This is a genomic window from Bacteroides celer, assembly GCF_002632415.2.
Classification (GTDB): domain Bacteria; phylum Bacteroidota; class Bacteroidia; order Bacteroidales; family Bacteroidaceae; genus Bacteroides.
The window spans coordinates 5710611-5725622 of the sequence record NZ_CP178209.1 but is presented as its reverse complement, the minus strand read 5'-3'; the positions used below and the strand labels follow the sequence as shown (position 1 = coordinate 5725622).

Genomic DNA, 15012 nt, shown 5'->3' with positions numbered 1-15012 from the left:
CGACATAAGTGATAGTCCCACGCCCATTGGGTATATAAACAAATTATATACAGAAGTGTGCGCGAGACCTGACATCACTTATTGCCATTCGCGGTAAATTTTTGCCGAATTTATGGTTGAATGCAATAAATAATCGTTCTCTATAAAAAATAAAATGTTCCTCTCTACGTATGAAAGGAAACCGCTACAAAAGTAGCAATAAATATTGATAAAGCAAGTAATCTTGTTTTATAATTTCATAGATAGTTCTGATTTACTAAAAGTCAGTATAAATATGATTAATATAAAAAGAACCCTACACTGAATTATTGTTTTTTTGTTCAGTTCAGAATTGGAATTCTAGGTAATTCTGCTAGATGATTTTAACTTAACTTTCTGTTTTCTTTGCATAAACCACCTGTTTGCCTGTTCCATAACGGATTAAGAGTCCACGTTCGATAAAAGCATTCAGTTCTTTCAAAGCACGTTTTTTGTCGTGTCCTGTCAATCGGCTATAGTCGGTGCGGGTCAGGCAGGGATATTTGTTCAGATGCTGGTTGATTATTGTCAAACATTCTTCTTCACTGTGCCCTTTCCCATGGTGACGAGTCATCGATTCTCCACGTTCCAGTCTCATTTGCTGGCCTACTTCTTTCTTAAACTGGCTGCCTACCCGGAAATTGACATTCTTCAGCTCAATAGATTGTGCGTGCACATCTTTTTTCTTCATTACACGAGGTCCCTTTAAAGACACTGAAAAATATCCGATATCTCCCAGTTCCACAATCCATCCGTTGGCAATCAAATCTCTCAACTCGTTTTGGAAAGACTGCATGGCGCCCGCCAGTAAACTGCGGCTTATTCCTGTGAATTTGTGTACACGGTCTAGAAATTCTTCCTGATCGACGGTTCCTTTGAATACTACGCGGGGATGAAGCGGTTGTGCGTCGCCTGTTTGTTGAATGTCAGGCGTGTCGTAAAGGTCATATTGTATACTCATATTCGTTTTTATTTAGTGTAGGCACATTGATAAATCCGTTTGCCTATCCGGATTTACTTCACTTGCTACTTTTATTTCGTTCCACTATAGTTTCTCTTTCGTCCCACTATAGTGCTCCGCAAGGGAAACTATAGTGTTCTTTGCGGAACACTATAGTGGAACGAAAAAAGATTAGGCAACAAAGGTAATCTCTTTAGGCAATAAAACTAATTATATTAGCAGGAAAAAAATAAAAACGTCGCAAATATTGTTTATTACCTTAAGTCACCCTTTCCTTTTTTAATAAATTAGCTAGAAAGTGTGGTGTTTATTGAATAAGAACGCTTATTTTTGCAGCATGTTACAATTTGAGAATCAAAAGATAAAGCAAATAGTTCGCAAGGTGCTTCCGGTAGTAACGCTGGGAGCTATGTTATATTCCTGCGCCAGTATTGGACGGCCGGACGGAGGCCCTTATGATGAGACGCCGCCCCGTTTCATCGGTAGTACTCCTGCTGCGGGCGCTCTGAATAATGAAAGGACTAAAATTTCTTTGATGTTTGATGAGTTTATTAAGCTGGAGAAAGCAACCGAAAAAGTCGTTGTTTCTCCTCCCCAGATACAGCAACCGGAAATCAAGGCTTCCGGCAAGAGAATACAAGTCAACCTACTCGACTCTTTGAAGCCTAACACGACCTATACGATTGACTTCTCGGATGCAATTGTCGACAATAATGAAGGTAACCCGCTAGGGAATTTTGCATTTACGTTCTCTACCGGTACGGAAATCGATACGATGGAAGTAGCAGGAACGATGCTCGATGCCTCTAACCTGGAGCCTATTAAAGGTATGCTTGTTGGACTACATTCCAACTTGAACGATTCGGCTTTCAACAAATTGCCTTTCGACCGTGTGGCACGTACGGACAGCCGTGGGCGTTTCTCTATCCGGGGTATAGCTCCCGGCAAGTATCGTATCTACGGTTTGATGGATGCCGACCAGAACTTCACTTTTAATCAGAAGAGCGAGATGATCGCTTTCCATGACTCGTTGATTATCCCTCGTATGGAAGAACGTATCCGCATGGATACGGCTTGGGTGGATTCATTGACTTATGACACGATTGTTGAGAAGAAATATATGCATTATTTGCCGGATGATGTCATCCTCCGTGCCTTTAAGGAACTCAATTATTCGCAATACCTTATCAAGTCGGAAAGACTGGTTCCGCAGAAGTTTACGTTCTATTTTGCAGGTAAGGCAGATACTTTGCCTGTATTGAAAGGCTTGAACTTCGATGAAAAGGATGCTTTTGTTATCGAAAAGAATCAGCGGAACGACACCATCCATTATTGGGTAAAAGACTCCCTGCTCTTTAAGCAGGATACGCTGGCCATGAGCCTGACTTATCTTTATACGGATACATTGAATCAGTTAGTGCCCCGTACGGATACGCTCAACCTCGTTTCGAAGCAGAAATATAAGAAAGAGGAGCCGGATAAGGACAAAAAGAAAAAGAAGAAAAAGAAAGGTGAAGAGGATGAACCCGAACCGACAAAATTCTTGCCGGTAAATGTCGGTGCTCCTTCGTCAATGGATGTATATGGTTCTATCTCTTTGAGTTTTGAAGAACCGATAGCCAGTTTCGATACTGCGGCCATCCATCTACGGCAAAAGGTAGATACGCTCTGGAAAGATATACCATTCGACTTTGAACAGGACTCTGTGAATCTAAAGAGGTTCAATCTGTATTATGATTGGGAGCCGACACTGGAATATGAATTTTCGGTAGACTCGACTGCGTTCCATGGTATATACGGATTGTTTACAGACAAAATAAAACAAGGGTTCAAGGTGCGTAGTTTGGAAGAATATGCCAAAATCACGTTTGTGGTGACGGGAGCGGAACCTAATGCTTTCGTTGAACTGTTGGATGCGCAGGATAAAGTGGTACGCCGAAGAAGAGTAGAGGAAGGAGGTTATGCCGACTTTTATTACTTAAATCCCGGTAAGTACTCCGCCCGGTTGATTAACGACCGGAATGGAAACGGTGAATGGGATACCGGCAATTTTGAAAAAGGGGTGCAGCCCGAAGAGGTGTATTATTATAATCAGATTTTAGAGCCGAAAGCCAACTGGGATCTAGAACAAAGTTGGGATATTCATGCAGTTCCGCTGGATAAGCAAAAGCTGGATGAACTTAAAAAACAAAAACCAGATGAAGACAAGAAGAAAAAGGATCGGGAACGAAATAGTCAGAACCGCCGTCGTTAGCGTTCGACGCAATTTTATTATCGGATTAGTGGCCTTACTGATCGGAGCTTTCGCCCTCCCAGCCAGTGCTCAATGTGAAGCGAAGAATGATGCGTTTCAATCCGGCGAACACGTAATGTATGATTTATATTTTAACTGGAAGTTTGTCTGGGTGAAAGCCGGACTTGCCAGTCTGACGACGAATGCTACTACTTATCATTCACAACCTGCCTACCGGATCAATCTGCTTGCTTTGGGCAGTAAACGGGCAGACTTCTTTTTCAAGATGCGCGATACGCTGACTTGTGTGATCGGTGAAAAACTGGAACCGCGCTATTTCCGCAAAGGTGCTGAAGAGGGAAAACGTTACACGGTTGATGAGGCTTGGTTTTCTTATAAGGACGGTCTTTGCCTCGTAAACCAGAAACGTACTTATCGGGATGGAGCGTTTGATGAATCTGAAGCTAGCGATAGCCGTTGTATATACGATATGTTAAGCATCTTGGCGCAGGCACGTTCTTACGACCCTGCAGATTATAAGGTGGGAGACAAAATCAAGTTCCCGATGGCTACGGGCCGTAAAGTGGAAGAGCAAACGCTTATCTACCGTGGAAAAGAAAATGTGAAAGCGGAGAATGGAGTTACTTACCGTTGCCTGATCTTCTCATTGGTAGAATATGATAAGAAAGGAAAAGAAAAGGAGGTGATTACTTTCTTCGTGACGGACGACTTGAACCATCTTCCTGTCCGTCTGGATTTATTCCTGAACTTCGGTTCGGCAAAAGCATTCCTGAATAATGTGACGGGTAACCGGCATCCGCTGACTTCTATCGTTAAATAGATATAGAGAAAAAACGAAGGCATATCAGAAGTAAATGGCCCTGCCAACCTGTTATTTTTTAGACGCGGATAACGCGGATGACACGGATTTATTATCTTTTTATCCGTATCATCCGCGTTATCTGTTTCTAAAAGGTATACTTTTAAAAGTGTTGATGCGCTTTCCTGTTTTATTCCTGAACTTCGAAAGGCACTTTCTGATCCTTTCGGAATACGCTAGATTCAAAAGTTGCAATCAACTCTCCGTCTTGGTTTGTTATATCTACCTGATAGCAACCTGTACTTCGACCGATATAGCGTTCGCGTGCTTCGGCAAAGAGAGTATCTCCGGGGCCGCTGGCACGCAGAAAAGTAATAGTGGACGAGAGAGAGAAAGCTAGTGTGCCGTGCGAGTTGGCAGCTGCGGCAAGCGCAAGGTCTGCCAGCGTAAAGATCGCTCCTCCTTGTGTGCGGGCACCTGCGTTAAGATGTTCGGGTTTTATTTCTAATTTGGCTTTACTGTAACCTTTGCGTACTTCCAGCAGTACTACTCCTGCATTTTCGGCAAACAGATCGTTCTTAAAAAACTCTTGTGCGGTCATGATATTATTTTTGAAGATTCTTTAATCGTTTCTTATTTTTTCAATGAATGGATATATACCTTATCTTTTTCAATTGAGTAGCTAAATTTATTTGTTTCAGACATAATATCCAATATTTTCTCTAAATTATTTGTTTCTATAATAAAACTTCCATGGAAAATCAAATTCTTGAGTTGCTCTGACTCAAATGCGAATGTCACATCAAACTGGCGCTCCAACTCTTTAGAAATGATCGACATAGGAACTTCATCCCAGAATACTTTGCAGTTGATCCACTGTTCAGCATAGTCAGCACTCTCGGTCAGCTTATAAGTTTGGTCAAGCTTATTAACTGTCATCGTTTGATTAGGCTTCATTATAAACTCTTGGTTGATGCACAATAAGACAATGGAACCTTCTAGGAGTGATACCTTTATATAATTCTCATCACCATAATTTTTAACGTTAAACTTAGTACCCAGTACCTTGATCTGTGCGGAATCTGTTTGTATAACAAATGGATGCTCTCCATGCGCTACCTCAAAATACCCTTCGCCTTCCAGCCGGACATTGCGATTCTTTCGACTAAAACTCTCGGAGTAAGAAAGCTTGGAATCTGCGTTTAACCACACTATAGAACCGTCAGGAAGCTTCATTTTTAATTTCGATTTTCTTGGAGCGTATACTTCGGAAATCAAAGAATCATCAGGTGTTGTAAAATTATAAATTATAAAAGGAGTGGTAAACAGTAATATAATGATTGCCGCTGCGTAACCTGCATACTTCACAAATAAGGCTCTTCTCATCTTTCCTGCCGGAGCACTCTTATGTTTGCGGATTCGTTTCGCAAATCTGTTATAGGCTTGTTCTTCGTGTACAGATACATTTTTATACTCGGCAGACAGAAGCCAGATTCGTTTCTGCTGTTCAAAATATTTCTGATTCTCCGGATCGGAGTATATCCATTCGTTCAACTTATGCAAGTCCTCTTTGGTGATACTTCCCGAGAGGAAATCATATATCAGTCTGTCAAATTCTTCTTTCATACCATCTTAAACTTAATATCTATTGAAAATCATATACCTGCGCTATCATCAGGACAGTTTGTCAATAGAAGAAGTATAGTGAATTACTTTGCTTTTTAATATTAATTAAATATATTCGTAATAAACATTACAATCAGGGCAAGATAAGATTTTGCTGCTTCTTTCAGCTTATCCAGTGCACTTCGCATGTGATATTTCACTGTATGAATAGTGATTCCCATGATTTCGGCAATTTCTTCTTGTCTTTTGTTCTCAAAACGACTCAATAAAAATACCTTCCGGGTTTCCGGAGATAAGCCGTCAATCGTCTTCTGGATAATAGAATGTAGCTCTTTACCCTCTAAATGCTCAACCGGATTTTCGCCCAAGGACCATAAATCGCTGTAAATGACCAGGTCTTCTGACGAGCAGGCCGTTTCCCTTCTCACATATTCAAGCTGAAGATAATTGATACACTTATTGGCTACACTTCTGAAAAGGTAGTTCTTCAATGAGGTGTTAATTGTTATTTTAGAGCGGTTTTCCCATAGACTATACACCAAATCTTCTACTATAGATTCTGATAGATAAGAGTCTGTCAAATACCCTCTCGCTATCCGGCAAAGATCTGTATAGTAAGTTTTATAGATGTATCGGAATGCCTCCTCTTTACCCGATTTCAGGGCCTCGATAATCTCTGTTTCCAGGTTTTTTTCCATTATGTCTTTCAGAAATCGTATATTTGATTTATTAGTTAATATATTAAGGTGAATACTCACAGGTTCTGTTTCTCCGATGGATAATTCGGGGGCAAGGTATTGAAAAAATGTAAGATGACCAAACTCACTAATAAAAAGATGAGTTGAAGGGCTGAACGAATAAAAAAATCATTTCTCACTATACTTTTTATTAATCTGGCTGTCATATTAATGAATAGGCCAATAAAGCATATTTTAACCTGAATTTCTATGAATGGTAAAAAGAAGGATTGTAAAAGAGCATAGCGCGACACTCTTTTTTAAGTTATAAGGTATACAAACAGCTGTTTTAGTTTAGTCATGCAGGATAAAGATTGTTTTCAGGAATAACAGAAAATAAGCTATTTCTTATTTAAATAATATTGTATGAAGAAACTACATTTTCTATTAAGCACATTCCTTGTGTTTATATTCACGTCATGCGGAGAAGATGAACTGAAAGGTGTTGTCTTATCCGAAGATCCGGGGTACGTAAAAGAACCATTGGTAGCCATACAGGCAGAAGATGGCACAGGGAACTGGATAAATGGTCTTATTGACCAGAACAGTAGGGTCATAGCCTTAGATTTTCGCATTTTGGACGACCAAAGTGCGGTGAATGTGAAACTCAAACTGGCGGATGAATGGGCAAAGCCCATTGATCCGCTTACTACTGATGCTGTACTGGACTTGAGCAGCGGTATCACCCGTATTAAAGTGAATGATGGAGCAGATGATATCGAATATACCATTTTCAGCACTTCTACTCAGCTACTTCGAGGCGTAACGGCTACTTGTAACACAGAGCAGGTTAGTGCTAACTTTATTAATGGCATCGCTTCGTTACGTTTCAAACAAAACACTGCATTTGCAAACGTTGTGTTGATGCCGACTTTGGCAGATAACGCAGAAATCATCTCTACGGATCCCTCCAGTCAAAAAGATGAAAATGGAAACCTGATTGTTGACCTAAGTAGCACACTTACTATTACTGTAAAAGACAATACGAACAACATGACTAAAAAATATCAGTTGAGTGCTGTAAATGGAATTATTGACGCAGGGGTAAACTGGAAAAATATTACTGCTGATCTAAAAAGCCAACACAGTAGTATTTGTATTCCTGATTTCATGATTGTCTATGAAAATAAAAACTTGCATGGAAGGAGCGGTAATACGGGATGGTTGATAACTATTCCTGCCGGTAGAATAAATATGAAGGTTAGCTGGGATATGAATAAAGACAATGTAACATGGGCTGAACCCACTGCTCAACATCGTACAACAGCTATCATGAATGATAATATGGATTATTCATTGTTTGTTCCGGGATTGTCCGGGCAATTCTGGGTACCGATATTTTATAGCCTCGGGTGGAATGATAGTGGGCTGCTATCCGCACCGCGTCTCGGATATAACCTATCTACTTCTTTGAAGTATTGTCCGGGAACTCTGGGAATTACAGCTGATGGAAAAGCGGAGATTTCGTATGCAGAAGTGATAGATAATAACTTGTATAAGTTTACCAGCGGCGGAGCCGGCAAACAAGCTGCCAATGGAGTACAGTGGTCCCCAACCAGTGCTGTCAGTGGATATTCCTATCCGTTGCAAAAAGGGCAGATCATGATTGCCGGAGAAAATGCAGAACTTTACAAGACATTTGCTACTAATGAAGGAAGAAATACTTCGACCCGTAACAGAGGAATGGATGGAGCATTGTCAGGAAGTAATTCATGGGCTGCTAATCCGGTAAGCATTTGGACTTTTGATGGCAAGCCTGTAGGACGCCGGGCTGTCGGTATCACGGAAGAAGGAGACTTGGTCATTTTTGTAAGTAATCGTTTTACGAATTCTTATAACTCGGTAAAAGCAGCTTGGAATGTCTTTAGTGATGGCTCTTCTTTACGGGAAGTTGCTGTGGCATTGCAGGAAGTGGGTTGTACGGATGCCATTGTGTTTGGTGAGAACTATCATAGTCCTGTTGTTATTCGGGATGATAGTAGAGGGGTGCCTTTAGGAAAGGTAGCCGGTAGATACGACTGGGAAACGAACGGCAATGTTAAAAATGCGGATAATGAGGCTAGTTCGCAATCCTGGATAATGTTTAAATAAGAATATTGTAAAACAATGAGTTAGTAACAAAAGATATACACATAAAAACTTAAATCAATGAGTAAAATCATCAAATGCATGTTCTTCGTGCTATTAGCTGCAGTTCTTCCACTGTCGGTTCATGCACAACAGGTGACCTTACATTTGCAAGACGTAACGGTGCGCAAAGCGTTCCGGGAGTTGGAGGTCAAAGGAAATGTATCCTTAGTATATGAGAAAAATGATGTGGACCTGACCCGTAAGGTAACTGTAAAGGTAGATAATCAACCGATAAGCAAGGCACTGGATCAGATTCTGAAAGGGCAGGAGTTGATTTATAAAATAAAAGATAATCATATTATTATCACCCGGCCTGTCGTTCAGAAATCGGATAAGAAACGGCGTATCAATGGTGTCATCAGCGATGTCAATGATGAATTGTTAATTGGAGTATCGGTATCAATTCCCGGTACTAATATTGGCACGGTGAGTAATATGGAAGGGAAATTTGAATTGGAAATACCGGAGGACGCTAAGAAATTGCAAGTGTCTTATATCGGTTTTGACACGCAGGAAATTTCATTGTCGCCCGGCAAGACGACATTCAACATTGTAATGGGAGAGAATGTGAAAATGCTTTCAGAAGTAGTAGTGGTTGGTTATGGCACGCAAAAGAAGGTGAACCTGACCGGTTCGGTTGCTACGGTAAATTTGGAAAAGGAATCACTTTCCCGTCCTTTGGTCAGTGCTTCGCAGGCGTTGAGCGGTATGACAGCCGGTTTGCAGGTGATGCAAAGCTCCGGGATTCCATATAATGAAGGCTTTTCTTTCAATATTCGGGGAGTAGGTACCCTGAACAGTTCTTCACCACTCGTGTTGGTGGATGGGATGGAACAAAGTCTGAATAATGTAGATCCCAACGATATTGCTTCTATTTCCATCCTGAAAGATGCGGCCTCGTGTGCTATTTATGGTAACCGGGGGGCAAATGGGGTTATTCTGGTTACTACCAAAACCGGACAAACAGGAAAGGTCAGCGTATCTTACAATGCTACTTTTTCACTGAATCAACCTACCAAACTGATAAAAACGGTATCTAACTACGCCAAGTATATGGAATTGATGAACGAAGCTGCTACTAATATAGGAGAATCTGCTCCTTTCAGCGACATTACCATCAATCAATGGCGTGAGGCGGAAAAAGATCCGAATGGCATTTCGGCTTCCGGCTATCCTAATTATGTAGCTTATCCTAATACAGATTGGTACGATGAGATATATAGTAACGACTGGATGATGAAACATTCGCTTTCCGTCACTGGACAGGAGGGACGTACCGGATATAATCTTTCTATATCTTATACTGACAATCCGGGATTAATCAAGGATACCGGATACCAACGCTATTTTTTGCGTGCCAATGTTTATTCGGATATTACTAAGTGGTTACGTATTGGTACTCGCGTATGGGGGTATCACACTGACCAGAAGAAAAGCGATACCGGTTCACTCACCAATATTAATACTCAAAAGATGATATCGGGCGTATATCCATATTATGACGGAAAATATGGTGCGCCGGAAGCGAACGAGGAAGATCCGCAATCTCACAATCCTCTGTGGGACATGGCGCAATCGGAAGGGCATATCAAGAACACGCAGTTCTTCACTACTTTCTATGCCAACGTGAAGTTTCTGAAACACTTCTCATACGATGTTAATCTGAACTATAAGGATTATCGTTATGAATCGATGTCCGTAAATACGGATTATGGGAAATATAGTTTTAGTACAGATCAGTGGATAGCTGCCCCCAAAGATCCTGCCGATTTGTATACCCGTATGGCGTATGTCCGTGAGAACCACTGGAAATTAACGCACTTGCTCAATTATAACCAGACTTTTTATAAGCATGATATTGGTATGTTATTGGGCTTTGAAGAAGAACGTTTTGTCAAACGGACTACCGACACTGCCAAACTTGGATTAATAGATTCGTCTGTGGGTGATTCAAGTTCTGCTACTACTCCTTCTTCCATAGGTGGTACAGGTGAGGAATTTACATCCCGTTCTTACTTCGGTCGTATTAACTATGCTTTCGACAGCCGTTATTTATTCGAGGTTAATATGCGTTATGACGGTTCCTCCCGTTTTGCTCCGGATAATCGCTGGGGGCTTTTTCCATCTTTCTCTGCCGGGTGGAGAATCTGTGAAGAGAGATTTATGAAAGGACTTCCTATCGACAATCTGAAATTACGTGCTTCGTGGGGTAAGTTAGGGAACAATGCGATTGGTAACTATGAATGGCAGGCTGTGTACAACTCGGCAAAGTACGCGTTTGGAGGTAGCCTTAATAATGGTTTGGCAATTACTTCTATTTCCAACAACCTGTTGGAGTGGGAAAGTACTGCCATTACGAATATTGGTATCGACTTTGCAACTTTAAGAAACCGTCTGACGTTTGAGGCTGAATTTTATAATAAAGTAACGGATGGAATCTTATATCGCCCTGATATGTATATGTCTCTCGGGACAGCCAGTGGCCCTCGTCAGAACATTGCGGAAGTGACTAACCGCGGTATTGAAATGACCCTGAATTGGCAAGACCGTATCGGTAAAGTAGAATATCGTGTATCCGGTAACTTTGCCTATAACCAGAACAAGGTCAGTAAATACAAAGGAGAGTTGCAGCGTGGCTGGGTGACAGATGAAAACGGGAACCGTGTTTATCAAACCAATATCGGCGATGTCTCTACCGGAGGATCTACCCGTGTAATAGAGGGTAAAATGATTAATGAATACTATATGTTGCAACCATATAAAGGCAGTGGAAACGGTTTTAACGCAGATGGAACAGTCAATATCAACGGTGGTCCGAGAGACGGAATGATCCGTACAGTAGACGACATGAAATGGCTGAATGCTATGGTAGGGGCAGGGTATAAGTTCTATCCGCGTCAGAACGTCAGTAAGAGTGGCATTTGGTATGGTGATTACATCTATGCTGACTTAAATGGCGACGGTGTATATGGTAATGACGCTGATAATGAGTTTCAGGGATGCTCCAATGTGCCCAAGTATAACTTCGGTCTGCAGGCAAGCGCTAATTGGAAAGGCTTCGATTTCTCCATGAACTGGTCCGGTGCGGCAGGTTTCAAGATTTACTACTATCGTTTGGCATTGAACAGCAGTGCTACCATCAAAGGATATGCTATTGGGGAAGCAATAGCAAACGATCACTATTTCTTTGATCCCAAAAATCCCAATGATCCGCGCACGAACTTGAGTTCAAAGAATCCTCGTTTGACAAATAACTCCGGTAACGACCAAAGTGGTATGACACAGTCATCAGTACATTTGCAAAAAGGGGATTATATTAAACTGAAGAACCTGACTATCGGATATACATTGCCTGCTGTCCTGTCGAAAAAAGTATATGCACAGAATATCCGTTTCTTTGCTTCCGGTGAAAATTTATTTACCATTACCGGGTATGAAGGAATGGATCCGGAAATGCGTACCGCAGTGGGATATTCTACTATGAGACAATATGCATTCGGTGTAAATATCACTTTCTAAACTTACTCTAAAACGATTTTATGATGAAAAACAAAATAAAAATATTTCGGAAATTAGTAAGATGTGCATCTATTGCCTTGCTGTCTTTCTCTATGGCTGGATGCGGTGCGGACTTTTTAGATACTACTCCTACCAATAACATAAGCGGTAGTAGTATCTGGACGAAAGCAACTTTGGCCGAACAGGCTGTTATCGGCGTATATAATGTCTTTCTGGATCAATATTGTCCTAACTCCGGCATTTTGGATTCGCACCGGATTCCATGGGATGCTTATTCTTCTGTGATGGATACAGACAAGAACTGGATTAAGCGAATGCCTAATTGTACAGGAGCAGCTACTCCCTCAAGTGGCCTGTTCAGTGATATTTATAAACGTTTTTATACTTTTATCTATCGTGCTAATGATGTGATAGATAATATTGGTCAGGTTCCTGATATGTCGACCGGAGAGAAGCAACGGGCTATCGCCGAATGTAAATTCTTGCGTGCATTTGCTTATATGCGCTTGAATATCTTGTATAAAGGAGTGCCGTTATATATGAATGCAATCACGAGTCCTGAAAACGGTAACAAAGCCCGTTCTTCAGAAGCGGATGTTTGGGCGGCTGTACTCCAGGATCTGACAGATTGTGTGAATGAACCCAATCTACCGGGTAAATATAATTCGGGTGACTCTAACTATGGACGGGTAACCAAAGGAGCTGCTTATGCATTACGCGGACAAGTATATATGTGGCAGAAGAATTGGGAGGCGGCGGTTGATGATTTTAATTCTGTGGCTGACTGTGGCTTCGGGTTATATACTAAGGCTGGTGCTACCAGTTATAAGCAGTTGTTGAAAATAGCAAATGAGCAATGTGAAGAAATGATATTCTCTGTGCAATGCATCAAGCAATACGGCTACTCCAATACAAGGAACATCACTTACGGCAACCGTTGTACAGCAGGTTCTATGTGGAATAACTATTTGCCTAATCCGCATTTTGTAGAATCCTTTGAAACGGCAACCGGAGAAAAATTTAATTGGGATAACTACTTGCCGGGCTATAGTACGATGAAAGAAAAAGAACGTGTGGTGTTTTTTCTACGTGACGGACTGTCCGCGGCAGAAAAGGAACGTATGACTGCCTATGGGGCCGATATGAGCAAATATCTGGATAGTGGCAATGAAGCACGTATCAAAAAAGCTTACGAGAGCCGTGATCCACGTCTGCAAATGGCTATCATTACCCCTTACGCACAATACAATGGTGCTTCTTCTGGAATAGCTCATACTTATACATTGCGTTGGCCTTATCGTGGCTCCGACAGTGCAGAGCCTTTTGATATCCGTACTGATACAAACGATAAGTTTTACTACCTATGGAGAAAGTTTGTACCTGAAGGTCTGGAACAGACAGAGCGTGATACTTATGGATTGGATATTCCATTAATACGCTATGCGGAAGTATTGCTCCTGAAAGCAGAAGCGCTAAATGAATGGGGAAGTACCCATGAAAGCGAAGCAATCAGATGTGTTAATGAAGTAAGACGTCGTGCAGGGCATGTCGAATTGAATAATGCAACTTATCCTGCTACGAAAGTTAACGGGCAGAGTGATTTGCGTGAACGTATCCGGAATGAGTATTACTGGGAAATCGGTGGCGAAGATTCCATGTATTTCCATGAATTGCGTTGGGGAACGTGGAAAGATAAGAAGTTTGATAATAATCGTAACGGTCTGATGCAGATGTGGGGTGAAACGACTTATACCTGGTACTGGTTGGGGGATCAGTGCTGGAGCTGGCCTATTCCTGCTAAAGAAATGGAAATGAACTCGAATTTGGAACAGAATGAAGGTTGGATAAATTAATCTTAGTTTTAACTAATAAAGTATATATGAAAAAATTATCTTTTTTAATTGCAACAGCATTGTGTATCATGGCATGTTCCGGTGGCTCTGACGAACAACCGGATGGGCCGGGTAACGGTAATGGAAATGGGGGTGGGGGGAGTACACCTAACCCTGTTTCATTCTCCAATCCTATAGTCGGCAAACAGTTGCCTGATCCGACAATAATTCATGCGGCAGACGGGAACTTTTATTTGTATGTTACCCAACAGGATAATATCTATATTCCGATTTACAAATCTACTAATATGACACAGTGGACTTATGCTGGGGCAGCCTTTCTGCAAAAACCGAACTGGCAGCCGGACACTCGCTTATGGGCTCCGGACATTAACTATATCAATGGCAAATATGTGCTCTATTATACTCTCGGGCACTGGGACTTGCCTAAGAATAGTTGTATCGGGGTGGCGGTCAGCGACTCTCCTGTAGGGCCTTTTACGGATCACGGAAAACTTCTTGACTACAATTCTGGTACTATGCAGTGCATCGACCCTTGTTATTTTGAAGATAATGGTAAGAAGTATCTTTTCTGGGGAAGTTATAATAGTACTTCTAAAGGCTATGAAGGAGGTATCCGTTATGTAGAGTTAAGTGCTGACGGTCTATCCATTAAAGGGGCTGTTTCCGAAAAGATAGCGGGTCCTTCAATAGAAGGCATCATGGTTCATAAACGCGGGAATTATTATTATCTATTTGGCTCTACGGGTAGTTGTTGTGAAGAGGAAAGAAGTACGTATCGTGTAGTGGTGGGGCGTTCTAAAAATATCGAAGGTCCTTATGTGGGTAAAAACGGTACTGTGATGAAAGAAAATAGTAGTTATAATGAAGTAATTCTACAGGGTAATAACCTGTTTGCCGGAACCGGACACAATTCCGAAATTATCACGGATGATGAGGGTAATGACTGGTTCTTCTATCATGCCTGGCAGAAAGCGAAAATAGATAATGGCCGTCAATTGATGTGTGACCGCATACAATGGAGCAGTGATGGCTGGCCTTATATTACTAATGGCACACCGGCATCCGTATCTCGTGCACCTGTATTTAAAAACGAAGAAGAAAAAGAGTAATCT

At 41.4% G+C, this 15012-nt stretch carries 10 protein-coding genes; 6 read left to right on the top strand and 4 right to left on the bottom strand.

From position 1 onward, the window contains the following. Positions 1-367: 367 nt before the first annotated feature. Entirely contained in the window at positions 368-979 is a 612-nt protein-coding gene (locus CJF29_RS22825; RefSeq protein WP_004307474.1) for a DsbA family protein, read from the bottom strand. Positions 980-1316: 337 nt separating this feature from the next. On the opposite strand from CJF29_RS22825, the gene CJF29_RS22820 reads away from it, so the two are divergent. Together CJF29_RS22820 and CJF29_RS22815 are read left to right on the top strand one after the other, a co-directional pair. Continuing rightward, on the top strand, positions 1317-3233 hold the full coding sequence (locus tag CJF29_RS22820; RefSeq protein WP_008649040.1) for an Ig-like domain-containing domain: 1917 nt from the start codon (positions 1317-1319) through the stop codon (positions 3231-3233). Further along, a complete protein-coding gene (locus CJF29_RS22815) occupies positions 3178-4053 on the top strand; it encodes a DUF3108 domain-containing protein (RefSeq protein WP_099147496.1) in 876 nt (291 codons plus the stop codon). Before CJF29_RS22820 ends, CJF29_RS22815 begins: the two co-directional genes overlap by 56 nt. Positions 4054-4222: 169 nt before the next feature. On the opposite strand, the gene CJF29_RS22810 is transcribed toward CJF29_RS22815, so the two are convergent. The 3 genes from CJF29_RS22810 to CJF29_RS22800 form a co-directional block, all read right to left on the bottom strand. After that, positions 4223-4633, bottom strand: coding sequence for a PaaI family thioesterase (locus tag CJF29_RS22810; protein WP_004298330.1), 411 nt, complete (start codon positions 4631-4633; stop codon positions 4223-4225). Positions 4634-4665: 32 nt separating this feature from the next. Further along, positions 4666-5658 (bottom strand): FecR family protein, encoded by a 993-nt coding sequence (locus CJF29_RS22805; RefSeq protein WP_099147495.1) that lies wholly within the window; start codon positions 5656-5658, stop codon positions 4666-4668. Positions 5659-5759: 101 nt separating this feature from the next. Continuing rightward, complete coding sequence (locus CJF29_RS22800) at positions 5760-6356, bottom strand: RNA polymerase sigma-70 factor (protein WP_004298328.1); 597 nt, start codon at positions 6354-6356, stop codon at positions 5760-5762. 405 nt (positions 6357-6761) lie between these two features. On the opposite strand from CJF29_RS22800, the gene CJF29_RS22795 reads away from it, so the two are divergent. From CJF29_RS22795 to CJF29_RS22780, 4 genes are read left to right on the top strand one after another with little or no spacing between them, the layout of a single operon-like run. Continuing rightward, a complete protein-coding gene (locus tag CJF29_RS22795) occupies positions 6762-8486 on the top strand; it encodes a hypothetical protein (RefSeq protein WP_099147494.1) in 1725 nt (574 codons plus the stop codon). 57 nt (positions 8487-8543) lie between these two features. After that, positions 8544-12044 carry a TonB-dependent receptor gene (locus CJF29_RS22790; protein WP_099147493.1) on the top strand — a complete coding sequence of 1167 codons (3501 nt, stop codon included), beginning with the start codon at positions 8544-8546 and terminating at the stop codon, positions 12042-12044. A 20-nt stretch (positions 12045-12064) separates the two neighbouring features. After that, positions 12065-13897: a RagB/SusD family nutrient uptake outer membrane protein gene (locus tag CJF29_RS22785; protein WP_394811791.1), complete on the top strand. Its 1833-nt coding sequence runs from the start codon at positions 12065-12067 to the stop codon at positions 13895-13897. A gap of 26 nt (positions 13898-13923) precedes the next feature. Continuing rightward, positions 13924-15009 carry a family 43 glycosylhydrolase gene (locus tag CJF29_RS22780; RefSeq protein ID WP_004307466.1) on the top strand — a complete coding sequence of 362 codons (1086 nt, stop codon included), beginning with the start codon at positions 13924-13926 and terminating at the stop codon, positions 15007-15009. Positions 15010-15012: the final 3 nt, after the last annotated feature.